Source organism: Streptomyces sp. NPDC030862 (assembly GCF_055571835.1).
In genome coordinates, this window is sequence record NZ_JBVIEN010000005.1 from 421,317 (window position 1) to 444,294 (window position 22,978).

Annotated in this window: 21 protein-coding genes; 15 read left to right on the forward strand and 6 right to left on the reverse strand. The window is 73.2% G+C overall.

What is annotated here, in order from left to right; translation table 11 throughout:
- Positions 1-8: 8 nt before the first annotated feature.
- From ACZ42X_RS16405 to ACZ42X_RS16415, 3 genes are all read right to left on the reverse strand, one after another.
- On the reverse strand, positions 9-686 hold the full coding sequence (locus ACZ42X_RS16405) for a gamma-glutamyl-gamma-aminobutyrate hydrolase family protein (protein WP_468289754.1): 678 nt from the start codon (positions 684-686) through the stop codon (positions 9-11).
- Positions 687-698: 12 nt separating this feature from the next.
- Positions 699-2,141: an ethanolamine permease gene (gene eat, locus ACZ42X_RS16410; protein ID WP_468289757.1), complete on the reverse strand. Its 1,443-nt coding sequence runs from the start codon at positions 2,139-2,141 to the stop codon at positions 699-701.
- A 127-nt stretch (positions 2,142-2,268) separates the two neighbouring features.
- Positions 2,269-3,006 (reverse strand): FadR/GntR family transcriptional regulator, encoded by a 738-nt coding sequence (locus ACZ42X_RS16415; RefSeq protein ID WP_468289759.1) that lies wholly within the window; start codon positions 3,004-3,006, stop codon positions 2,269-2,271.
- Between the two features lie 78 nt (positions 3,007-3,084).
- On the opposite strand from ACZ42X_RS16415, the gene ACZ42X_RS16420 reads away from it, so the two are divergent.
- The 4 genes from ACZ42X_RS16420 to ACZ42X_RS16435 are packed head-to-tail and all read left to right on the forward strand — an operon-like array spanning position 3,085 to position 7,576.
- The gene (locus ACZ42X_RS16420; RefSeq protein ID WP_468289762.1) at positions 3,085-4,449 is read left to right on the forward strand and encodes a glutamine synthetase family protein; all 1,365 of its coding nucleotides are present in this window, start codon (positions 3,085-3,087) and stop codon (positions 4,447-4,449) included.
- Between the two features lie 10 nt (positions 4,450-4,459).
- On the forward strand, positions 4,460-5,848 hold the full coding sequence (locus ACZ42X_RS16425; protein WP_468289765.1) for an aldehyde dehydrogenase family protein: 1,389 nt from the start codon (positions 4,460-4,462) through the stop codon (positions 5,846-5,848).
- 6 nt (positions 5,849-5,854) lie between these two features.
- Positions 5,855-6,646 (forward strand): 3-oxoacyl-ACP reductase, encoded by a 792-nt coding sequence (locus ACZ42X_RS16430; protein WP_361422273.1) that lies wholly within the window; start codon positions 5,855-5,857, stop codon positions 6,644-6,646.
- 57 nt (positions 6,647-6,703) lie between these two features.
- Positions 6,704-7,576 (forward strand): DUF2510 domain-containing protein, encoded by an 873-nt coding sequence (locus ACZ42X_RS16435; protein ID WP_468289769.1) that lies wholly within the window; start codon positions 6,704-6,706, stop codon positions 7,574-7,576.
- 15 nt (positions 7,577-7,591) lie between these two features.
- On the opposite strand, the gene ACZ42X_RS16440 is transcribed toward ACZ42X_RS16435, so the two are convergent.
- Entirely contained in the window at positions 7,592-8,491 is a 900-nt protein-coding gene (locus tag ACZ42X_RS16440) for a LysR family transcriptional regulator (protein ID WP_468289772.1), read from the reverse strand.
- A gap of 100 nt (positions 8,492-8,591) precedes the next feature.
- Between ACZ42X_RS16440 and ACZ42X_RS16445 the strand changes: the two genes are divergently transcribed.
- Positions 8,592-9,614 carry an NADP-dependent oxidoreductase gene (locus ACZ42X_RS16445; RefSeq protein WP_468289775.1) on the forward strand — a complete coding sequence of 341 codons (1,023 nt, stop codon included), beginning with the start codon at positions 8,592-8,594 and terminating at the stop codon, positions 9,612-9,614.
- A gap of 226 nt (positions 9,615-9,840) precedes the next feature.
- Here ACZ42X_RS16445 and ACZ42X_RS16450 read toward each other — a convergent pair whose 3' ends face one another.
- Positions 9,841-11,043 carry an amino acid deaminase/aldolase gene (locus ACZ42X_RS16450; RefSeq protein WP_468289778.1) on the reverse strand — a complete coding sequence of 401 codons (1,203 nt, stop codon included), beginning with the start codon at positions 11,041-11,043 and terminating at the stop codon, positions 9,841-9,843.
- Between the two features lie 885 nt (positions 11,044-11,928).
- On the opposite strand from ACZ42X_RS16450, the gene ACZ42X_RS16455 reads away from it, so the two are divergent.
- The 3 genes from ACZ42X_RS16455 to ACZ42X_RS16465 are packed head-to-tail and all read left to right on the forward strand — an operon-like array spanning position 11,929 to position 14,671.
- A complete protein-coding gene (locus ACZ42X_RS16455; protein ID WP_468290161.1) occupies positions 11,929-12,744 on the forward strand; it encodes a hypothetical protein in 816 nt (271 codons plus the stop codon).
- Entirely contained in the window at positions 12,741-13,913 is a 1,173-nt protein-coding gene (mycP, locus tag ACZ42X_RS16460; protein WP_468289781.1) for a type VII secretion-associated serine protease mycosin, read from the forward strand. The genes ACZ42X_RS16455 and mycP overlap by 4 nt, the downstream gene beginning before the upstream one ends.
- A 20-nt stretch (positions 13,914-13,933) precedes the next feature.
- On the forward strand, positions 13,934-14,671 hold the full coding sequence (locus ACZ42X_RS16465) for an SseB family protein (protein WP_468289784.1): 738 nt from the start codon (positions 13,934-13,936) through the stop codon (positions 14,669-14,671).
- A gap of 4 nt (positions 14,672-14,675) precedes the next feature.
- Here ACZ42X_RS16465 and ACZ42X_RS16470 read toward each other — a convergent pair whose 3' ends face one another.
- On the reverse strand, positions 14,676-15,068 hold the full coding sequence (locus ACZ42X_RS16470) for a DUF1844 domain-containing protein (RefSeq protein WP_468289787.1): 393 nt from the start codon (positions 15,066-15,068) through the stop codon (positions 14,676-14,678).
- 291 nt (positions 15,069-15,359) lie between these two features.
- Between ACZ42X_RS16470 and infC the strand changes: the two genes are divergently transcribed.
- The 7 genes from infC (at position 15,360) to pheT (ending at position 22,925) form a co-directional block, all read left to right on the forward strand.
- Positions 15,360-16,067 carry a translation initiation factor IF-3 gene (gene infC / locus ACZ42X_RS16475; protein WP_355362395.1) on the forward strand — a complete coding sequence of 236 codons (708 nt, stop codon included), beginning with the start codon at positions 15,360-15,362 and terminating at the stop codon, positions 16,065-16,067.
- A gap of 124 nt (positions 16,068-16,191) precedes the next feature.
- Complete coding sequence (rpmI, locus tag ACZ42X_RS16480) at positions 16,192-16,386, forward strand: 50S ribosomal protein L35 (RefSeq protein WP_010476245.1); 195 nt, start codon at positions 16,192-16,194, stop codon at positions 16,384-16,386.
- Positions 16,387-16,490: 104 nt separating this feature from the next.
- A complete protein-coding gene (gene rplT / locus ACZ42X_RS16485; RefSeq protein WP_031080021.1) occupies positions 16,491-16,877 on the forward strand; it encodes a 50S ribosomal protein L20 in 387 nt (128 codons plus the stop codon).
- Between the two features lie 100 nt (positions 16,878-16,977).
- Entirely contained in the window at positions 16,978-17,841 is an 864-nt protein-coding gene (locus ACZ42X_RS16490) for a TrmH family RNA methyltransferase (protein WP_361422485.1), read from the forward strand.
- Positions 17,842-17,899: 58 nt separating this feature from the next.
- A complete protein-coding gene (locus tag ACZ42X_RS16495; protein WP_468289792.1) occupies positions 17,900-19,123 on the forward strand; it encodes a sensor histidine kinase in 1,224 nt (407 codons plus the stop codon).
- A gap of 137 nt (positions 19,124-19,260) precedes the next feature.
- Positions 19,261-20,385, forward strand: coding sequence for a phenylalanine--tRNA ligase subunit alpha (pheS, locus tag ACZ42X_RS16500; protein WP_468289795.1), 1,125 nt, complete (start codon positions 19,261-19,263; stop codon positions 20,383-20,385).
- A complete protein-coding gene (gene pheT / locus ACZ42X_RS16505) occupies positions 20,385-22,925 on the forward strand; it encodes a phenylalanine--tRNA ligase subunit beta (protein ID WP_468289798.1) in 2,541 nt (846 codons plus the stop codon). The genes pheS and pheT overlap by 1 nt, the downstream gene beginning before the upstream one ends.
- The last annotated feature ends 53 nt before the right edge of the window (positions 22,926-22,978 follow it).

Consider the following 22,978-nt stretch of genomic DNA (forward strand, 5'->3'; position numbering starts at 1 on the left):
ACGCGTACTCACGACGCCGCCGCGACCAGCCCCTCCATCACCCGCAGGTCGGCGTCCATCTCCGGGTGCCACTGCACGCCCATCGCCCAGCGCGTGCCCGGCAGCTCCACCGCCTCCACCGTGCCGTCCTCCGCGTGCGCCGAAGGGGCCAGGCCGCGGCCCAGCCGGTCCACCGCCTGGTGGTGGTACGTCGGGACCGTCACCGCCTCCGGGACCAGGGAGGCGTACCGCGTGCCCGGGACCGGCTTCACCGTGTGGGCGGCGAAGACGCCGGGGCCGCCGGTGTGCCCGTCCAGGTGCTGCACCAGGGTGCCGCCGAGCGCCACGTTGAGCAGCTGCATGCCGCGGCAGACGCCCAGCAGCGGCGTGCCGGTCGCGAGGGCCGCGTCGATCAGCGCGAGCTCCCAGGAGTCCCGCTCCGCCGCCGCCGGGCCCGTACGGGGGTCGCGCTCGGCGCCGTACCGTACGGGGTCGACGTCGGCGCCGCCCGCGACGACCAGGGCGTCGAGGCGGGCCACCGCCTCCGCGGCCGTGGCGGGCGCGTCCGGCGGGAGCATCGCGGCGATACCGCCCGCCGCTTGGACCAGGCGCGGGTACGTCTCCGGCAGCAGTGCCGCCGGCATGTCCCAGACGCCCCACCGGGCGCGGTCCAGGTAGGTGGTGACGCCGATGAGCGGCTTCGGCACGACAAGGTCCTCTCAGTTGCGTTCGAGCTCGGCTTCGGCCGCCGCCAGCGCCGCGAACTCCTCCTCGGGCGCGTTCGCGACGAGACGGTGCCGACTGTAGAAGGCGAAGTACGCGAGGGCGACGACGTACACCCCCAGCGCGATGAGTGCCGCGTCCACGTCCACCAGAAACGTCGCCACCAGCGCGGACAGCGCGAGGACGAGCGCGACGGAGGAGGTCAGGACGCCGCCGGGCGTGCGGTAGGGGCGCGGCAGGTCCGGCTCGCGGCGCCGCAGCACGATGTGGGACAGCGCCATGAGGGCGTAGCTGATGGTGGCGCCGAAGACCGCGATGTTCAGCATCCGTGCGCCGTCGCCGGTCCCGGCCGCCAGCGCGAAGCCGATCGCGCCCGGGATCAGCAGCCCCAGGTACGGCGACCTGCGGCGGCTGGTCAGCGACAGGAAGCGGGGCAGGTAGCCCGCGCGGGACAGGGCGAACAGCTGGCGCGAGCCGGCATAGATGAGCGAGAAGAACGACGCCACCAGGCCGGCAAGGCCCGCGTAGTTGACGAACCGGCTCAGCGGGGTCGGGCCGCCGTCCCCCTGGAGCGCGACGACGAGGGGGTTGCCCGCGTCCTGGATCGCCGCCGAACCCCGCGCCCCCGTGGCCGCGAAGAACGTCAGCACGGCGAGCAGCACCAGCACCATCATCGACAGCGAGAGCGCGCGCGGCATGGACCGCACCGGGTCCTTGGCCTCCTCGGCGGCCAGCGGCACGCCCTCCACGCCCAGGAAGAACCACATCCCGAAGGGGAAGGCGGCCCAGATGCCGAGCAGGCCGAAGGGCAGCCAGGAGCTCGCCCCGAAGGCGGACCCGTCGACCGGGATGTCGTCCAGCCCGTCGGCGCGGAACTCCGTGAAGGCGCCGACCGCGAAGATCAGCAGCGCCGCCACCGCGATCGCCGTCACGATGAGGCTGAAGCGCAGCGCCTCGCCCACGCCCCACAGGTGGATGCCGATGAAGACGACGAAGCACGCGAGGTAGACCGGCCAGCCGGACTCCAGCCCGAACAGGCCGAGTGACTCGACGTAGTCGCCGATGAAGATGGAGATGGCGGCCGGGGCCAGGACGTACTCGATGAGGATGGCCGTCCCGGTCAGGAAGCCGCCCCAGGTGCCGAGCGCGCGGCGTGCGAAGCCGTAACCGCCTCCGGCGGCGGGGAGGATGGCGGACAGCTCGGCGAGCGCGTACACCAGGCAGGCGTACATCACGCCCATCAGGAGGGTGGCGACGGCCAGCCCGCCGAAACCGCCCTCCGCCAGGCCGATGTTCCAGCCGGAGAAGTCTCCCGAGACGACGTAACCGACCCCCAGGCCGGTCAGCAGCAGCCAGCCGGCGCTGCCCTGCCGCAGGGCCCGTCGTTTCAAGTAGTCATCCGCAGGGACCGGGGCGTCCTTGGTTTCTTCCAGCGTCATGGCAGCGTGCTCCCGCATCGGTCGGGGCCCAATGGAATGGACCCATACCTTTGCGGTGGCCGGGAGGGGAGCGCAACCCCCGTGCGTTACGTTCCGGTTACGCCGGGCCCCGCGCCCCGCCCGCGGCTCACGCCAGGAAGCCGCGCAGCAGCGCCGCCGTCCCCGCGCAGTGCTCCCGCATCACCTCGCGCGCCGCGTCCGCGTCCCCCTCCAGCACCGCCTCCACCAGCGCGGTGTGCTGGTGCTGCGAGTGCTCCAGGTTCCGCACCAGCAGCGGGATACAGTCCAGCAGGTCGTTCACCGTCGCCCGGACCGCCGCGTACTGCGCCGTCAGCGTCGGCGACCCCGACAGCTCCGCCAGCGTGAGGTGCAGCAGCGTGTCCTGGCGCCGGTAGTCCTCCAGCGGCGCGTCGTGCGTCGCCCGCAGCGCCGCACGCAGCCGCTCCGCGCCCTCCTCGGAGAGCCCGTGCGCCGCGCACAGCCCGGCCGCGCCCACCTCCAGCACCTCGCGGAAGCGCAGCGTGTCCTCGACGTCGACGGCGGCGACGCGGCGGCGCAGCTCCTCCTCGCCGTGGTCGCCGGGCGCGCGGTCGCGGCGCAGCACAAACGTTCCGCCATAGCGGCCGCGCCGGCTCTCCACGAGCCCCTGCTCCTGGAGCACCTTCAGCACCTCGCGCAGGGTGACCCGGCTGATGCCCATCCGCTCGGCCAGCTCCCGCTCGGCGGGCAGGCGCTCGCCGCCGGGCACCAGGCCGAGCCGTACGACCTGGAGGATCTGCTCCAGCGCCTCCTCGAAGCCGTTGCCCGCCCGCACCGGGCGCAGGACCGGTGTCAGCCGGTCCTCCGGTTCGCTCTTCTTCGCCACCTCGCGGTTTCCCCTTCCCAAGCAATGGTCTCCGGCAATACCTTATGGCTCCCGGCTGACCGAAGGAGGAGCATTCCCGTGGCAGACCGCAAACCCCCGCTCACCGTCGAGGAGCTGCGCGCCCTCGTCGCGAGCGGTGAGATCGACACAGTGGTCCTGGCCTTCCCCGATATGCAAGGGCGGCTCCAGGGCAAGCGGTTCGCCGCACCCTTCTTCCTCTCCGACGTGCTCGAGCACGGCACGGAGGGCTGCAACTACCTCCTCGCCGTGGACGTGGAGCTGAACACCGTCGACGGCTACGCGATGTCCTCGTGGAACAACGGCTACGGCGACTTCGCCATGCGCCCCGACCTGTCCACCCTGCGGCGCGTCCCCTGGAACGAGGCCACGGCGCTCCTCATCGCCGACCTCGCCTGGAGCGACGGAACCCCGGTCGTCGCCGCGCCCCGCCAGATCCTGCGCCGCCAGCTGGAACGGCTCGCCGAGCACGGCTACACCGCGCACGTCGGCACCGAGCTCGAGTTCATCGTCTTCAAGGACACCTACGAGCAGGCCTGGGACGCCGGGTACAAGGGGCTCACCCCGGCCAACCAGTACAACATCGACTACTCCGTGCTCGGCACCGGCCGCATCGAGCCCCTCCTGCGCCGCATCCGCAACGAGATGGCCGCCGCCGGCCTCACCGTCGAGTCCGCCAAGGGCGAGTGCAACCCCGGCCAGCACGAGATCGCCTTCAAGTACGACGAAGCCCTGGTCACCTGTGACCAGCACACCATCTACAAGACGGGCGCCAAGGAGATCGCCGCCCAGGAGGGCGTCTCGCTCACCTTCATGGCGAAGTACAACGAGCGCGAGGGCAACTCCTGCCACATCCACCTCTCCCTCCAGGACGCCGAGGGCCGCAACGCCATGGCGGGTGACGGACCCGGCGGCATGTCCCCGGTGATGCGCCACTTCCTCGCCGGGCAGCTCGCCGCGCTCCGCGACTTCTCCCTCCTCTACGCGCCCAACATCAACTCGTACAAACGCTTCCAGCCCGGCTCCTTCGCCCCCACCGCCGTCGCCTGGGGATACGACAACCGCACCTGCTCCCTCCGGGTGGTCGGCCACGGTCGCTCCCTGCGGTTCGAGAACCGCCTCCCCGGCGGTGACGTCAACCCGCACCTCGCCGTCGCGGGCCTGGTCGCGGCCGGCCTGTACGGGATCGAGCACGAGCTGGAGCTGCCCGAGCCGTGCGACGGGAACGCCTACACCGCCGACTACGCCCACGTGCCGACCACCCTGCGCGAGGCCGCCGAACTGTGGGAGAACAGCCCCCTGGCGAAGGCGGCCTTCGGGGACGAGGTCGTCGCCCACTACCGCAACATGGCGCGGGTCGAACTGGACGCCTTCGACGCCGCGGTCACCGACTGGGAGCTGCGCCGCTCCTTCGAACGCATGTGAGGCCCTCGTCTTGAGCACCGAAGAGACCACCGAAGAGACCACCGCACACCTCGTACTGAACCCCGCCACCGAAGAGGTCGTCGCCACCGTCCCGGCGGCCACCGCCGCCGACGTCGACGCCGCGGTCACGCGCGCCGCCGCCGCCCAGCGCACCTGGGCCGCCGCCGCCCCCGCGGACCGCGCCCGCCTCCTGCGCCGCTTCGCCGCCGTCGTCGACGACCACCGGGAGGAGCTGGCCCGGCTGGAGGTCCGCGAGGCCGGCCACACCCTCGGCAACGCCCGCTGGGAAGCCGGCAACGTCCGGGACCTGCTCGACTACGCGGCCGGGGGAGTGGAGCGCCTGAACGGCCGCCAGATCCCCGTCCCCGGCGGCCTCGACGTCACGATCCTCGAACCCCTCGGCGTCGTCGGCGTGATCGCCCCGTGGAACTTCCCGATGCCCATCGCCGCCTGGGGCACCGCCCCCGCGCTCGCGGCCGGCAACGCCGTCGTCCTCAAGCCCGCCGAGACCACCCCGCTCACGGCGCTGCGGCTCGCCGAGCTCGCCCTGGAGGCGGGCCTTCCGGAGCACCTGTTCCAGGTGCTGCCCGGAGCCGGCTCCGTCGCCGGGAACGCGCTCGTCGAGCACCCCGGCGTCGCCAAGATCGTCTTCACCGGCTCCACGCGCGTCGGCAAGCAGATCATGGCGACGTGCGCCGACCGCGTGAAGCGCGTGACGCTCGAACTCGGCGGCAAGAGCCCCAACATCGTCTTCGCCGACGCCGACATCGAGGCCGCGGCCGCCACCGCCCCCATGGCGTTCCTCGACAACTCCGGTCAGGACTGCTGCGCCCGCACCCGCATCCTCGTCCAGCGCAGCGCGTACGACCGCTTCCTGGAGCTCCTCACGCCCGCCATCGAGGAGGTCGTCGTCGGCGACCCGTCCGACGAGCGGACGCAGATGGGCCCGCTGATCTCCCGCACGCAGCTGGAGAGGGTGCGCGGGTACGTCCCCGAGGACGCGGCCGCCATCCGCGGGAAGGCCCCGGAGGGACCCGGCTTCTGGTTCCCGCCCACCGTCCTCACCGGCCTCCCGGCGGACGCGCCGGCCGCCACGGAGGAGATCTTCGGGCCGGTCGCCGTCGTCCTCCCCTTCGAGGACGAGGAGGACGCCGTACGGCTCGCGAACGCCACCGAGTACGGCCTGTCCGGCTCCATCTGGACCCGCGACGTCGGCCGCGCCCTGCGCGTCTCCGGCGCCGTCCGCGCGGGCGCCCTCTCCGTCAACTCCCACTCCAGCGTCCGCTACTGGACTCCGTTCGGCGGCTTCAAGCAGTCCGGCCTCGGCCGTGAGCTCGGCCCCGACGCCCTGACCGCCTTCACCGAAACCAAGAACGTCTTCATCAGCACGGAGGCCTGAGACCCCATGACCGCCACGAACGAGAACACCGTCTGCCGCCGCCTGGTCGGCCGTACCGCCGTCATCACCGGCGCCGGCAGCGGCATCGGCCTCGCCACCGCCCGCCGCCTCGCCTCCGAGGGCGCCCACGTCGTCTGCGGCGACATCGACGAGAAGGCCGGCAAGGCCGCCGCCGACGAGGTGGGCGGCACCTTCGTACGCGTCGACGTCACCGACGCCGAACAGGTCGAGGCGCTCTTCAAGACGGCGTACGACACGTACGGCAGCGTCGACATCGCCTTCAACAACGCGGGCATCTCGCCGCCCGACGACGACTCCATCCTGGAGACCGGCCTGGAGGCGTGGAAGCGCGTCCAGGAGGTCAACCTCACCTCGGTCTACCTGTGCTGCAAGGCCGCCATCCCCTACATGCGGCGCCAGGGCAAGGGCTCCATCATCAACACCGCGTCCTTCGTCGCCCGCATGGGCGCGGCCACCAGCCAGATCTCGTACACCGCCTCCAAGGGCGGCGTGCTCGCCATGTCGCGCGAGCTGGGTGTGCAGTTCGCCCGCGAGGGCATCCGCGTCAACGCCCTGTGCCCCGGGCCGGTCAACACCCCGCTCCTCCAGGAGCTGTTCGCCAAGGACCCCGAGCGGGCCGCGCGCCGCCTCGTCCACATCCCGGTCGGGCGCTTCGCCGAGGCGGAGGAGATCGCGGCCGCCGTCGCGTTCCTCGCCAGCGACGACTCGTCCTTCGTCAACGCCACCGACTTCCTCGTCGACGGCGGCATCTCCGGCGCGTACGTCACGCCCCTGTAGGGAACAGCGCGGTGGCCGGGCGTCGTCGTACGGCGTCCGGCTGCCTACCCTGATCGCATGAGCATGACGACTCCTCCCGGCTGGTACCCGGACCCGGGCAACCCCGCCGTCGAGCACTGGTGGGACGGCACCGCGTGGACCGGCCGGACCCGCCCCGTCGGCCGCCCCCCGAGAGGCCGGAGCGGTGTGCTTCCGCTCGCCGTCGCCGGCACCGTCCTGGTGGCGGCGGTCGCCGTCGCGGCGGTCGTCCTCCGGCCCTCCGGCGACGACGAGGCCCTCGCCCCGCCGCCTTCCCCCACGGCCCCGGTGACGACGACCCCGGCGACGCCCACGCCTTCCCCCTCAGATGCCGGCGCCGAGGACGACCCCGCGGTCGTCGTCGACCAGCTCAACGGCATCACGCTCCCCATCCCCGACGGCTGGGAGAAGCCGGAGCACACCACGGCCGACGTCGCCACCGTGACCACCGTGGCCGACGTCGCCTGTCCCGGCGACACGAGCCGCTTCTGCAAGCCCGGGACCGTCACCTCCTGGACCGTCAGCGCGCCGGAGGGCAGCACCGTCAAGGCCATCGCCGAACAGGACATCGTGACGGCAGCCGACCGCGCGTACGAGGAGGACGCCCTCGGCAACCGCCTCCACGGCGGCATCCGTTCCCACAAGGTGATCGCCTCGCGCCCGGCCGTCGTCGCCGGCCGTACCGGCCACCTGGTCCGCTGGCAGGTCACCACCGGCAACGGCCCGGGCGGCTACGTCCAGTCGCTCGCCTTTCCCGCCCCCTCCGGCAGCGGGACCCCCGTGGTCGTACGGTTCGCCTTCGACGCCGGCCCGGAGGGGCCACCCCTCGCCCTCATGGACGAGATCACGCGCGGGATCCGCCCCATCGGCAGTGCCACGGGCGGCGGCGTCGGCAGCTCCATCGGGCCGTGAGGGCCTTGGATGCGCTCACGCGCTCGACCGCGGGACCGCCGCCCGCAACTCCCTCACCACAGCGCGCACGACGGCGGATCCGGCCAGTTCGGAGGTGGTGACATAGCCGACCTGGCGTGTCGGGCGATCGAGACCGAGATCAGTGATCGCGACCGAGTTCGCCGCTCCGACCAAGGAGAGCGCAGGCATGATCGCCATTCCATGACCGCCGCTCACCAGGGAGAGCACCGCCCCGTCATCCTCGGCCTCGACGGTCGCCTTCGGGATCCAGTCCTGTGCCGCCCACCAGTCGCGGGTGTACGAGCCGCAGTTCTCCGCCCAGTCGACCAGCGGCAGCGAGCGCGGGGCGGCGTGACCCGCCGGGTGTACCAGGGCATACGGCTCTTCAAGGAGCCGGCTCGCGACCAGACCCGGTGGAGGCGGCACGGAGCCGCCGAGTGTGGCGATGGCTATGTCGGCTCTCCCGTCGGCCACTTCGCCCGCGGTGCCGCGCCCCACCTCGCGTACGATCCGCACCCGCGGCTCGATCCCGGGATGCCGGACGCGTAGCCGCTGGAGGACGGGCGGCAACAGGTGGAGCGCCGCACTGCGGAAGGCCGCGATCCGCAGCGGCCCCTCCGCCGCGTCGAACCTGGCCGCACCGCGCGCCTCGGCGTTCAGGACGTCCAGCAGGCGCAGGATGCGGCGGGCGTACGCCACGGCCTTGTCTCCGGCGGGGGTGGGACGGGCGCCGGTGCGGCCGCGGTCGAAGAGCACGGCACCGATCTTGCGCTCGCTGCCGCGCACCGAGTGGGAGACCGCGGACTGCGTCAGACCGAGTGTCCCGGCCGCGGCCGAGAACCCGCCGGTGTCCGCGACCGCAACCAGGACGCGCAGTTCGTGCGGGGCGAGATCGGAGTCGGTACTGCGGGCCACAGGGCGCTCACCTCGAGATATGAGGACTGCTCATGGAACGGTCGGTCGCATGAGCCCAACCGACTGCCCAGGTGGCGCATTCCCGCCATACGGTCCGGTCATGAACACGACCGCGCTCACCGTGCATCAGATCGCCCGCCCCCACGGCTTTCCCACCGCCGACCACTTCGCCTTCATCGAGTCCCCGCTTCCCGAGCCCGCAGCCGGCAGCGCGCTCGTGGAGAACCTCTACTGGTCCGTCGACCCGTATCACCGCGAGATGATGGACGATGTGCCCGGCGGCTTCGCGCTCGGCGCACCGCTGGAGGGCCGCACCATAGGGCGAGTCGTCGCCTCGCGCACACCCCGTCTGGCCGAGGGCGAGATCGTGTTCCACCGGCAGGGCTGGCGCACGCACTCGGCGGTCACGCCGGAGGAGGTCCGACAGCTGCCCCGCTTCGAAGGGGTGCCCCTGACCGCGTACTTGAGCACTCTCGGCGGCACCGGCCTGACCGCCTATGTGGGCCTCACCCGGATCGCCCGGCTCCAGGAGGGCGAGGATCTGTTCGTGTCGGCAGCGGCGGGCGGGGTCGGCACGGCGACCGGCCGGTTCGCCCGACTGCTCGGCGCCGGACGGCTCGTGGGCAGCGCGGGCTCGGCAGCGAAGGCAGACCACCTTACGCGGGAGGTGGGCTATGACGCCGTCTTCGACTACCACGACGGGCCCGCCGCCGACCTGCTCGGCAAGGCCGCACCAGGCGGCATCGACGTGTTCGTCGACAACGTCGGCGGCGAGCAGCTGGCCGCGGCGGTGGGAGCGCTGCGCGAGTTCGGGCGCATCGTCCGCGTCGGCACGATCAGCCAGTACAACACCCCCGACGCGTCGCAACCGCGCTTCGACTACGCGGACATCGTGGAGAAGAGCATCCGCATGGAGGGCTTCCTGGTCAGCAACTACCGCGATGTGCAGGAGGAACTGTACGAGTTCGCGGTGCCGCATCTGCAGAGCGGTCGGCTCGCTCTGGACGAGACGGTGGTCGACGGTTTCGAGCACATCGTGGACGCGTTCCTGGGAATGCTGCGCGGCGAGAACACCGGCAAGATCATCGTGCGGGGCCGCACGGAAGCCCCGTCCGTGAGCTGACACCCGACCCGGTATCGCTGAGCGGCGTCTCCAGGACCCTCGACCGGCACATGACCAGCGACCGTGACCGGGCCATCGCCGACCGGTTCGGAGCCGTGATCCGCGAGGGGCCCGAACACGACGAAGGGCCAGCCTGGGAGGAAACCCTCCTGAGCCGGCCCTTTGCGCGTGCCCCGGCAGGATCCGAACCTGCGACACCCGCATTACACCGATTGAGATGACCTGTTTAGAGGAACGTCCGGCCCTCACCCCGGTACGTCGGCACGGTCGCCGTGACCCGGTCGCCCTCGATCAGGTGCAGCGCGTCGAACCGCTCACACAGCTCGCCCGCCTTCGCGTGCCGGAACCACACCTTGTCGCCGATCAGCAGATCGTCGGCAGGGGCGCCCAGCAGCGGCGTCTGCACCTCGCCCGCGCCCTCCTGCGGGTCGTACCGCAGCCCTTCGGGCAGGTACGGCACCGGCAGCCGGTCCTTGCCCGGCGCGCCCGACGCGGGGTAGCCGCCGCCGAGGACGGTGACCGCGCCCACGCCCGGGCGGCGGACGACGGGCTGCGCGAACAGCGCGGCCGGCCGGCCGGTGAAGGAGGTGTAGTGGTCGAACAGCCGCGGCACGTAGAGCCCCGACCCGGCCGCGATCTCCGTCACCGCGTCCTCGGCCGCGGTGTGCTGCACGCTCCCCGTACCGCCGCCGTTGACGAACTCCAGCTCCGGCGCCACCGCCCGGACCGCGTCCACCACGGCCGCCCGCCGGACCGCCAGCTCCCTACGGGCGGCCGCCTGCATCAGACGCACGGCCCGCGACCGCGCCGGCCGCCCCGCGACCGCGTCCCCGACCCCCGCGACGTGCCCCTCGTACGCCATCAGCCCGACCAGCCGGAACCCCGGCCGCCGCGCCACAGACCGGGCCACCTCGGCCACCTGCGCGGGCGTGTGCAGCGGCGAGCGCCGGGCTCCGATCCGTACGCGACCGCCCAGCAGGCGCAGGGAGGTGTCCAGCTCCAGACAGACCCGGATCTCCTCGGCCCCGCCCTCACGCGCCCGGTCGATCAGCTCCAGCTGCGCCGGGTCGTCGACCATCACCGTCACCGCGCGCGCGAGCTTCGGGTCCCGCGCGAGCTCCGAGAAACCGGCCCGGTCGACCGAGGGGTACGCCAGCAGGACGTCCTCGAACCCCGCCCGCGCGAGCCACAGCGACTCGTCGAGCGTGAACGACATGATCCCGGCGAACCCGTCCCGCGCGAGCACCCGCTCCAGCAGCGCCCGGCACCGTACCGACTTGCTCGCCACCCGGACCGGCTTCCCGCCGGCCCGGCGGAGCAGGTCGTCGGCGTTCGCGTCGAACGCCTCCAGATCGACGACGGCCAGCGGCGCGTCGAGATGGGCGGTGGCCCGGTCGTACCGGGCCCGGTCAGCGGCACGGGGAGTCATGGCCCGAGCCTGCCAGACGGTGCTACCTCCGGGTAGGGGGATGTTCCGGTCAGATCGTGCGGGCCCCCGCCGCCCACCCGCGGCCGCGTTGCGGCGGACCTGGGAGGAAGCCTTAGAGTGACGACACGCGCCGACGAACGGGCCTGCCCCGAAAGGCGATCCGGATGACGACCAGGGGGGCGGATGAGCACCGAAGCACGACGCCCGTCCTCCCGCATCACCGACGCCCTCCTCCCTCCGGAACGCCCCGCATCGCCGGAACGCCCCACACCTCCGGAAGCGCCGGCCCCGGCTGTCCCGCAGTCCGCGCCCTCCGGCGCGGCACGGACGGCCGCCCCGCTGCCCCCGCTCGCCGAGAGCACCCCGCCGGCTGAACCGCCGGCCTCCCCGGCGCCCCAGAGCACCCCGCCGGCTTCCCCGCCGCGCCAGGCCGCCGCCCCGCTGCCTCCGCTCGCGCCGGCCTCCCCGCCGACGCCGCCGCCGGCCTCCCCGCCGACGCCGCCGCCGGCCGCTCCACCGACCTCGCCGCCGGTCGTGCCCTCGCGCCCCGGCACCCCCCAGCAGCCCGCGCACGCCGCCGCCCAGGAGCCGCCGCGCGCCCCCGGCGTACCGCGGCCGCAGGCCCCCGCCACGCCCCAGGCCCCGGCCGCCGCCCAGCAGCCCGAGCCCGCAGCCGTCGAGACCACCGCGCGTCTCCGTCCCGTGCGGCAGGAGCCGGGCGCCGAAAGCACCGCGCGCCTGAGGCCCGTACCGCAGCAGTCCGCCCCGGCCGGCGCCCCGGCCGTGGCTCCGGCGCCCTCGCGGCGACCGCCCGTCGGGTCCGTCAACCTCGGACCGGCGCCCTCCGGCCCACCCGTCAGCGCCCCGCACGCCTACTGGGGGCCGCTGCCCCCCGAGGCGCCCGTGGAGCAGACCACCCGCCTGCGGCCCGTCCGGGACCGCCACCCCGCGCGCACCGGGGCCGCCCTCGCGTGCCTGGTGCTCGGGCTCGGGCTGATCGGCGGCGCCGTGGCCGGGGCGTGGCTCGCCGGGGACCCGGGCCCCGACCCGGCCACCCGTACCGCGTACACCGAGGCCCGCACCCTCTGGCACAGCGTCCCCGTCGACACCCTCTTCCCCCGCACCCTCAAGGGCGACGACGCCGGTCCCGGCCGCGCCGACCGGGTGTGGACACGCGTCGCCGTGGCGCCCGACGGCCCCTGCGCGGGGGCGCTCGACCCGCTGCTCCTCAAGGCGCTGCGCCCCGTCGGCTGCGCGCGCGTGCTGCGCGCCACGTACACCGACGCCACCTCGACCAGCGTCACCACCGTCGGCATGGTCTTCACCGAGGCCGACGCCACCGCCATGACCGCCCTCAGGGCGCGTTTCGGCGACGAGAGCCTCGACGAGCGCCCCGACCTGATGCCCCGCACCCTGCCGGCCCCCGGCACCGTCGCCGCCGGCTTCGGCGACAAGCAGCGCGCCAGCTGGCGGGTGAGCGTCCTCACCGAGGCACCGGTGATCGTGTACGCGGTCTCCGGCTTCGCCGACGGCCGTACCGTCCCCGACCCGCAGCCCGCCGCCGAAGCGATGGCGGAGGGCCAGACGACCGCGTCCGCCCAGGCCGGCCTCGGACACGAGGCCAAGGGCATAGCCGACCGCGTCGAGCGCGGCCTGCGCGCCGCCCTCACCAAGGCCACCAGCACCCAGGAGCCGCAGTGAGACGCCGCCCGCGCGCCTTCGCCGCCGCCCTCGCGGCCGTCGGCTTCGCGCTGCTGCCCGCCGCCCCCGCCCACGCCGACGCGATCCGCGCCCAGCAGTGGGGCCTGGAGGCCATGCACACCACCCAGGCGTGGCGTACCACCAAGGGCGCGGGCGTCACCGTCGCCGTCCTCGACACCGGCGTCGACCCCACCCACCCCGACCTCGCCGGCAACGTCCTGCCCGGCAAGGACCTCATCGGCTTCGGCGCCGGCCAGGGCGACCGCGCCTGGGCCCGCCACGGCACCGCCATGGCCGGGATCATCGCCGGTCACGGCCATGGGCGCGGCAACCAGGACGGCGTCCTCGGCATCGCGCCCGAGGCGAAGATCCTCCCCGTCCGCGTCATCCTCGAAGGCGCCGACCCCGCCCGCGCCAAGGCCCGCACCACGCGCGGCACCGCCCTCGCCAAGGGCATCCGCTGGGCCGTCGACCAGGGCGCCGACGTCATCAACCTCTCCCTCGGCGACGACAGCGAGTCCGCCCACCCCGACGCCGGTGAGGACGCCGCCGTCCAGTACGCCCTCTCCAAGGGCGTGGTCGTCGTCGCCTCCGCCGGCAACGGCGGCGAGAAGGGCGACCACATCTCGTACCCCGCCGCCTACCCCGGCGTCATCGCCGTCACCGCCGTCGACCGCTACGGCAACCACGCGGCCTTCTCCACCAGCCGCTGGTACGCCACCGTCAGCGCGCCCGGCGTCGACATCGTCATCCCCGACCCGGACCGCAAGTACTACCAGGGCTGGGGCACCAGCGCCGCCTCCGCGTTCGTCTCCGGAGCCGTCGCCCTGGTCCGCGCCGCCCACCCCGGACTGACGCCCGCCCAGATCAAGAAGCTCCTCGCCGACACGGCCCGCGACCGCCCCGAGAGCGGCGGCCACGACGACGACAAGGGCTACGGCACGGTCGACCCCGCGGCGGCGATCGAGGCGGGCGGCACGCTGCGCCCGGCCGACCCGAAGGCCGCCACCTCCGGCTACGCCAAGCGCTACTTCGGCACCGGCCCCAGCCCCGAGCCCGGGGAGGAGGCGGGCACCGGGCTGATCGCGCCCGTCACCGGCGGCGTCGGCGTCCTGCTGGTGATCGTCGCCGTCGTCCTGTGGCGAGGGGGCCGCGCGAACGGGTACTGACGCCCGGATAGGCTCGACGCGTGGCGCTCAAGAACATCCCCGACCCCGGTTTCTCCGACGACGACGGCACCGCCGACCCCGAGCTCACCGCCGCGCTGGCGGCCTGGGCCGAGGACCGGTCGGCCGAGCCGCGCGTGCTCGCGGCGCTCAAGGGCGCCCGGCTGCTGGTCCCCGTCGTCGCCGTCCTCGGTGAGGTGGAGGAGGACGAGGAGACCGGGCTGCGCCGCGAGAAGACCAGCGACATGGCCGTGCCCACGCTCACCGCCGGCGACCGCCGCGCGCTGCCCGCGTTCACCTCCATCGAGTCCCTGGCCCGCTGGGACCCGGCCGCCCGCCCCGTCGCCGTACCGCTGCACCAGGCGCTCCAGGCGGCCGCCCACGAGAAGGCCGACACGCTGGTGCTGGACCTCGCGGGACCGGTGCCGTACCAGCTGACCGGCCGCGCGCTGCTCGCCGCCGCCGAGGGCCGCACGACGACCGACCCGCTCGCCGACCCCGCCGTCACCGAGGCGGTACGCGCGGTGGTGGCCGCCGAGCCGGCCGTGCTCCGTGCGCACCTGGTGCCCGGCGGCGGCGCGGACGGCACGCTCGCGCTCGTCACGGGCCCGGCCGCGCCGCCCGCGGAGACCGCCCAGCGCGTGGCCCGCGCGCTCGCGGCCGACGAAACACTGAGGGCCCGCCTGGTGCGGGGCCTGGACCTGGCACTCCTGCCGGCCGAGGCCACCCCTCCGGGCGAGCCCTTCTACGTGAGACCGTGAGCGATCAGCTGTAAACGGGGCCCGTGTACTTCTCGCCCGGCCCCTGACCCGGCTCGTCCGGCACGATCGACGCCTCGCGGAACGCCAGCTGCAGCGACTTCAGCCCGTCGCGCAGCGGCGCCGCGTGGAACGAGCTGATCTCCGTCGCGCCCGCGTCCAGCAGACCCGCCAGCGCGTGGATCAGCTTGCGCGCCTCGTCGAGGTCCTTGTACTGGTCGCCCTCCTCGGTGAGACCGAGCTTCACGGCCGCGGCGCTCATCAGGTTGACGGCGACCGTGACGATCACCTCGACCGCGGGCACCTCCGCGATGTCGCGGGTCATGGTCTCGAAGTCGGTCGTCTCCGCACCGGGGGCGGAGTCGGAAGCGGAGGGGTTGCTCGGCGTGGCGTCACTCATGACGCCCACGATAGGCGTACGCCTCACAGTTAGCCGCACCCCCGGGGAGCTGCTAACCTGGTGTGACGACCGGCCGGACACGACTCGTGCTCCGGCCCACAAGTGGAGGCTCCGCTCTCCCACCTGGCCGTCCTCCGGGGCGGCGGGTCACCGGTCAGACGGCGACCATCGTTCCGTACGGACGATGGGGCCGTCCGAATGCGCGCCCCGCGGTTGACCGCGGCGGTGCTCCGGTAGCACGAGGAGCCCCGCCTGTGTCCCGTCCGGGGCATTTTTCATGCGCCGGCGCGGTTGGTCTCACTAAACAGACGTTACGCGTCCGTCCGCCAGGCGGTCGCGTGGTGCTACCGAGGAGGATCCATCAGCACCGAGCCCCGCATCAACGACCGGATTCGCGTTCCCGAGGTGCGACTTGTCGGTCCCAGCGGCGAGCAGGTGGGCATTGTGCCGCTCGCCAAGGCGCTGGAGCTTGCGCAGGAGTACGACCTGGACCTGGTTGAGGTCGCGGCGTCCGCACGGCCGCCGGTCTGCAAGCTCATGGACTACGGCAAGTTCAAGTACGAGTCGGCCATGAAGGCCCGTGAGGCGCGCAAGAACCAGGCGCACACGGTCATCAAGGAAATGAAGCTCCGGCCGAAGATCGACCCGCACGACTACGACACCAAGAAGGGTCACGTCGTCCGGTTCCTCAAGCAGGGCGACAAGGTCAAGATCACGATCATGTTCCGTGGTCGCGAGCAGTCCCGGCCGGAGCTCGGCTACCGACTGCTGCAGCGGCTGGCGGAGGACGTCCAGGACCTCGGCTTCATCGAGTCGAACCCGAAGCAGGACGGCCGCAACATGATCATGGTTCTCGGTCCGCACAAGAAGAAGACCGAGGCCATGGCCGAGGCCCGCGAGGCGCAGGCCGCCCGCAAGGCGGAGCGCCAGGGCCAGCCCGCTCAGGCGGACGAGCCCACCGAGGTGGAGCAGCCCGCCGAGGCGGAGTCCGCCCAGTAGGCCCGAGGTCCCCGAGGGCCTGTGTCCGGGGCATCCGCCCAGGACTCAACCGATACACCTGACGCTCCCGCGTGCCGGTCCCCGGACCGGCTGGGAGCGCCACTGACGAGGAGAGAACGGCGCTATGCCGAAGAACAAGACGCACAGCGGTGCCAAGAAGCGCTTCAAGATCACCGGCTCCGGCAAGGTGCTGCGCGAGCGCGCCGGCAAGCGCCACCTGCTCGAGCACAAGTCGTCCAAGCTGACGCGTCGCCTCACCGGCAACGCCGAGATGGCCCCGGGTGACAGCGCCAAGATCAAGAAGATGCTGGGCATCTGATTGACCTCCCGCCCTCGGTGACGGGGGCATCCGGTCACCGCCGGGATCCATTCGTTTCCGGGTCGTGTGAGTCCAACCACGACCCCGCTACAAGGAGTTAACACGTGGCACGCGTCAAGCGGGCAGTCAACGCCCACAAGAAGCGCCGGGCGATCCTCGAGCAGGCCAGCGGTTACCGCGGCCAGCGCTCGCGCCTGTACCGCAAGGCGAAGGAGCAGGTCACCCACTCCCTCGTCTACAACTACAACGACCGCAAGAAGCGCAAGGGCGACTTCCGTCAGCTGTGGATCCAGCGCATCAACGCCGCTGCCCGCGCCAACGGCATCACCTACAACCGCTTCATCCAGGGTCTGAAGGCCGCCAACATCGAGGTGGACCGCAAGATCCTGGCCGAGCTGGCCGTCAACGACGCCAACGCGTTCGCCGCGCTCGTCGAGGCCGCCCAGAAGGCGCTCCCGAGCGACGTCAACGCCCCGAAGGCCGCCGCCTGATCTCCCAGGCCGCAGTACTTCCGCCCGGACCCGCAGGCCCAGCGCCTGCGGGTCCGGTCTGTTCCACCCCGTGCGTACGAGAAGAGAGCCGCCGACCACCATGGGCACCCCCGAGCTCCCCGAGCTGATCTCCCCCCGCTCCCCGCGCGTCATCGCCGCCCGGCGGCTCGCCAAGCGGAACTTCCGGGGCAAGGAGCGGCGGTTCATCGCCGAGGGCCCGCAGGCCGTGCGGGAGGCCGTCGCCCACCGCAGCGGCGGCGAGCCGACGCTGGTCGAGCTGTTCACCACCGTCGAGGCCGCCGAGCGGTACGCCGACATCGTCGAGGCCGCCCGTGCCACCGGCGCCCGCGTCCACCACGCCTCCGACGCCGTCCTCGCCGAGGTCTCGCAGACCGTCACCCCGCAGGGCCTCCTCGGCGTCTGCCGGTTCCTGGACTCGCCCTTCGAGGAGATCCTCAAGGGCCGCCCCAAGCTCGTCGCCGTCCTCGCCCACGTACGCGACCCCGGCAACGCCGGCACCGTGCTGCGCTGCGCCGACGCGGCCGGCGCCGACGCCGTGGTCCTCACCGACGCCTCCGTCGACCTGTACAACCCCAAGGCGGTACGCGCCTCCGTGGGTTCCGTCTTCCACCTGCCGGTCGCGGTCGGCGTCCCCGTCGAGCAGGCCGTCGCCGGGCTCCGGGGCGCCGGAGTGCGGATCCTCGCCGCCGACGGGGCGGGCGAGGCCGACCTGGACGCCGAGCTCGACGCGGGCACCATGGGCGGCCCCACCGCCTGGATCTTCGGCAACGAAGCCTGGGGCCTCCCCGAGGAGACCCGCGCCCTCGCCGACGCGGTCGTCCGCGTACCGATCCACGGCAAAGCCGAGAGCCTGAACCTGGCCACCGCCGCCGCCGTATGTCTCTACGGCTCCGCACGTGCGCAGCGCGCTGCCGGAGGGTGCCGCTCCGTCACCTCCAGCTAGTAGGCTGGCGGGCCGGGGGAACGGCCCACTGTGCGGTACGGAGGGGTGGGATTCGGGGATGACGCCCGGGACGAGCAGGCCGTCGGCGAAGCGGGGCGCTTTACTCAACGCGCCCGCCGCACCCAGCGCGCCCGGCGCGCCCGCCGAGTCCGCCGCCGAACGCACGCCCGCAGCACCCGGCGCGTCCCAGGCGCCCGCCGCCGCGCCGGACGCGTACGCGTACGCGTACGCCTGCGCCTACGAGCCCGACGACCTGCCCGACGGCCTGGTCATCGCCGACCGGCACGGCACCGTCGTCTGCTTCAACGCCGCCGCCGAGCGCCTCACCGCCGTCCGCCGGGACGCGGCCCTCGGGCGCCCGCTGGAGGAGGCGCTCCCCCTGGAGGACCTCAAGGGCCGACGCTGGTGGGCGCTGACCGACCCGTACGGCGGGCTCGCCATCCGCGGCGGCCAGCCCGAGCGCAACCTGCTGCTGCCGGGCAACCGGGAGGTCCTGGTCGCCGCCCGCTATGTGCGCGAGCACCCCCTGGGCCCGGTCCGGAAGGTCGTCGTCACCGTGCGCGGCACCGAGGCCCGGCGCCGTACCGAACGCAGCCACGCCGAACTGATCGCCACCGTCGCCCACGAACTGCGCTCCCCGCTCACCTCCGTCAAGGGTTTCACCGCCACCCTCCTCGCCAAGTGGGAGCGGTTCACCGACGACCAGAAGCGGCTGATGCTGGAGACCGTGGACGCCGACGCGGGCCGCGTCACCCGGTTGATCGCCGAGCTGCTCGACATCTCCCGAATAGACTCCGGCCGCCTCGAGGTGCGCCGCCAGCCCGTCGACATCGCCGCGGCCATCGGCCGCCACATCCAGGCCCACACCGCGCGCGGCCAGTCCCCGGACCGCTTCTTCGTGCGCGTACGCCGCCCGCTGCCCGATCTGTGGGCCGACCCCGACAAGATCGACCAGGTCCTCGGCAACCTGCTCGAAAATGCGGTGCGGCACGGCGAGGGAACCGTCACCATCGAGGTGGCACCCACCGGCGCCGACGACGAGGAGAAGGGAACGGCGGTCACCGTGAGCGACGAAGGCCCCGGCATCCCCGAGGAGTCGATGGGCCGTGTCTTCACCCGCTTCTGGCGGGGGAGCAAGCGCGGCGGGACCGGCCTCGGCCTGTACATCGTCAAGGGCATCGTCGAGGCGCACGGCGGGACGATCACCGTCGGCCGCGGACCGGCCGGCGGCGCCGAGTTCCGATTTACGCTGCCCGTGAGCGCCCCGGCCTATCTGGCGTAACAGAGGCCGCGCAGGTGTCCACGGGCTGATCCTCGGCTCATCCGCCACCCCATACCCCGTTAGACTCGTCCTTTGGCACCTTTGCGTCCTCGGTCGTCGAGCGGGGGCCCCAGCCAGCCCACGGAAGTACGGAAGAGATGTCGGCACCCAATAAGTCGTACGACCCTGTCGAGGTCGAGGCACTGAAACCGGAAGAGATCGAGCGCATGCGGGACGAGGCGCTCGCCGCCTTCGCCGCCGCCGGCGACCTCGACGCGCTCCACGAGGCGAAGATCGCGCACACCGGCCCCACCTCGCCGCTGTCGCTCGCCAACCGGGAGATCGGCGCCCTGCCCCCGCACGCGAAGGCGGAGGCCGGCAAGCGCGTGGGCCAGGCCCGCGGTGCCGTGAACAAGGCACTCGCCGCCCGCCAGGCGGAGCTGGAGGCCGAGCGCGACGCGCGCGTGCTGGTCGAGGAGGCGGTGGACGTCACCCTTCCGTACGACCGCGTGCCGGCCGGCGCCCGCCACCCGCTGACCACCCTCATGGAGCGCATCGAGGACGTCTTCGTCGCCATGGGCTACGAGGTCGCCGAGGGCCCCGAGGTCGAGTCCGAGTGGCTCAACTTCGACGCGCTCAACATCGCCGTCGACCACCCCGCCCGCGGCGAGCAGGACACCTTCTTCGTCGCCGACGCCGAGGGCACCTCCGGCTCCGGTGTGGTGCTGCGCACGCACACCTCGCCGGTTCAGGTCCGCTCCATGCTGGACCGCGAGCCCCCGGTGTACGTGATCTGCCCCGGCCGTGTGTACCGCACGGACGAGCTGGACGCCACGCACACCCCGGTCTTCCACCAGGTCGAGCTGCTCGCCATCGACGAGGGCCTGACCATGGCCGACCTGAAGGGCACCCTCGACCACATGGTCCAGGCGCTCTTCGGCGGTGAGGGCATGAAGACCCGGCTCCGGCCGAACTTCTTCCCCTTCACCGAGCCGTCCGCCGAGATGGACATGGTCTGCTACGTCTGCCGAGGCGAGTCCGTCGGCAACCCCGACCGCCCCTGCCGCACCTGCTCCAGCGAGGGCTGGATCGAGCTCGGCGGCTGCGGCATGGTCAACCCCAAGGTGCTGACCGCCTGCGGCGTGGACCCGGAGAAGTACAGCGGCTTCGCCTTCGGGTTCGGCATCGAGCGGATGCTGATGTTCCGCCACAACGTAGAAGACATGCGAGACATGGTCGAGGGTGACGTCCGGTTCACCCGGCCGTTCGGGATGGAGATCTGATGCGGGTCCCGCTTTCGTGGCTGCGGGAGTACGTCGACCTGCCGGCGACGGAAACCGGCCGTGACGTACAGGCCAAGCTGGTGTCGGCGGGCCTGGAGGTCGAGACCGTCGAGCAGCTCGGCGCCGGGCTCACCGGCCCGCTGGTCGTCGGCCAGGTCCTCACCATCGAGGAGCTGACCGAGTTCAAGAAGCCCATCCGCTTCTGCACCGTCAACGTCGGCGACGCCAACGGCACCGGTGAGCCCCAGGAGATCATCTGCGGCGCCCGGAACTTCGCCGAGGGCGACAAGGTCGTCGTGGCCCTGCCCGGCGCCGTGCTCCCCGGCGACTTCCGGATCGCCGAGCGCAAGACGTACGGCCGGATCTCCCGCGGCATGATCTGCTCCACCGACGAGCTCGGCATGGGCGACGACGGCACGCACGGCATCATCGTGCTGCCGCCCGAGATCGAGATCGGCATCGACGCCACCGAGCTGCTGGAGCTGTACGACGAGGTCCTCGACATCGCCGTCACGCCCGACCGCGGCTACTGCCTGTCGATGCGGGGCGTCGCCCGCGAGACCGCCACCGCCTACGGTCTGCCGCTGCGCGACCCGGCGCTCCTCGACGTGCCCGCGCCGAACGCGTACGGCTACCCCGTCAAGGTCTCCGACCCGATCGGCTGCGACCGCTTCACCGCGCGCACCGTCGTCGGGCTCGACCCCGAGGCGCGCTCCCCGATCTGGCTGCGCCGCCGCCTCCAGAAGGCCGGCATGCGCCCGATCTCGCTCGCCGTCGACGTCGCCAACTACGTGATGCTCGAGCTCGGCCAGCCGCTGCACACCTACGACCGCACCCGCATCCAGGGAGCGATCGGCGTGCGCCGCGCGGAGGCGGGCGAGAAGTTCACCACCCTCGACGGAGTCAAGCGCGTCCTCGACGCCGAGGACCTGGTCATCACGGACGAGCGCGGGGCCATCGGCCTCGCGGGCGTGATGGGCGGCGAGAACACCGAGATCGCCGACTCCGTCACCGACCCCGAGACCGGCGAGGTGCGCGGCACCACCGACATCGTCATCGAGGCCGCCCACTTCGACCCGGTCTCCATCGCCCGCACCGCGCGTCGCCACAAGCTGTCCTCCGAGGCGTCCCGGCGCTTCGAGCGGGGCGTCGACCCGCAGGCCGCCGCCGCTGCCGCGCAGCGCACCGTCGACCTGCTGGTGCTGCTCGCGGGCGGCACCGCCGAGGCCGGGGTCACCGAGATCATCGCGCCGTCCGCCCCGCGCACGGTGACGATGGCCGCCGACCACCCCGACCGCGTCGCCGGTGTCGTCTACGGCCGGGAGACCGTCGTCCGCCGCCTCCAGGAGGTCGGCTGCGACGTCCTGGGCCAGGACGAGCTGACCGTCACCGTCCCGTCGTGGCGGCCCGACCTCGCCCACCCGAACGACCTCGCCGAAGAGGTCATCCGGCTGGAGGGGTACGAGAACCTCCCGTCCACGCTGCCCAAGCCCCCGGCCGGCCGCGGCCTGACCGCGCGGCAGCGGCTGCACCGCCGTGTCGGACGGGTCCTCGCCGGCGCCGGGTACGTCGAGGCGCCGAACTACCCGTTCGTCTCCCCGCAGGTCTTCGACCAGCTGGGCCTCGCGGCCGACGACCCGAACCGCAAGGTCGTCACGCTCGTCAACCCGCTCTCCGACGAAGAGCCGGCGATGCGCACCACGCTGCTGCCCGGGCTGCTCGGCGCCCTGCGCCGCAACGACGGGCGCGGCAGCCACGACCTGGCGCTCTTCGAGACCGGCCTGGTCTTCCACCCGGCCGCCGAGGCCGGCACCGCCGTGGTGCTGCCCGTCGACCGCCGCCCCACCGACGAGGAGATCGCGGCCCTCAACGCCCCGCTCCCCGAGCAGCCGCGCCACGTCGCGGTCGTCCTCGCCGGGGCGCGCGAGCAGGCCGGCTGGTGGGGCCAGGACCGCCCGGCCGACTGGGCCGACGCGGTCGAGGCCGCCCGGAGCGTCGCCCGCGAGGCCGGCGCCGAGCTCATCGTCCGCCAGGGCCAGTACGGGCCGTGGCACCCGGGCCGCTGCGCCGAGCTCGCCGTCGTGGTCGCCGATGGCGACAAGGAGACAGTGCAGGTCGTCGGGTACGCCGGTGAGCTGCACCCGCGCGTCGTCAAGGCGCTGCACCTGCCCGCCCGTACGTGCGCGATGGAGCTGAACCTCGACACCGTCGAGCGCGCCTCCGCCGGTGCGCTGCGCGCGCCGCGGATCTCGGCGTTCCCGGTCGCCACGCAGGACGTCGCCCTGGTCGTCGGCAAGGACGTGCCGGCCGCCGAGGTCGAGCGCGCGCTGCGCGAGGGCGCGGGCGAACTGCTGGAGTCCCTCCGGCTGTTCGACGTCTTCGAGGGCGAGCAGATCGGTGAGGGCCGCAAGTCCCTGGCGTACGCGCTGCGCTTCCGCGCCGCCGACCGCACGCTGACCGTCGAGGAGGCCTCGGCCGCCCGGGACGCCGCGGTGGCGCTGGCCGCCGAGCGGACGGGCGCGGTGCTGCGCGGCGCCTGACACCCGCGTGCGTCCCACGGGACGCGTCCCACGTGATGAGGGGCATGGCCGGA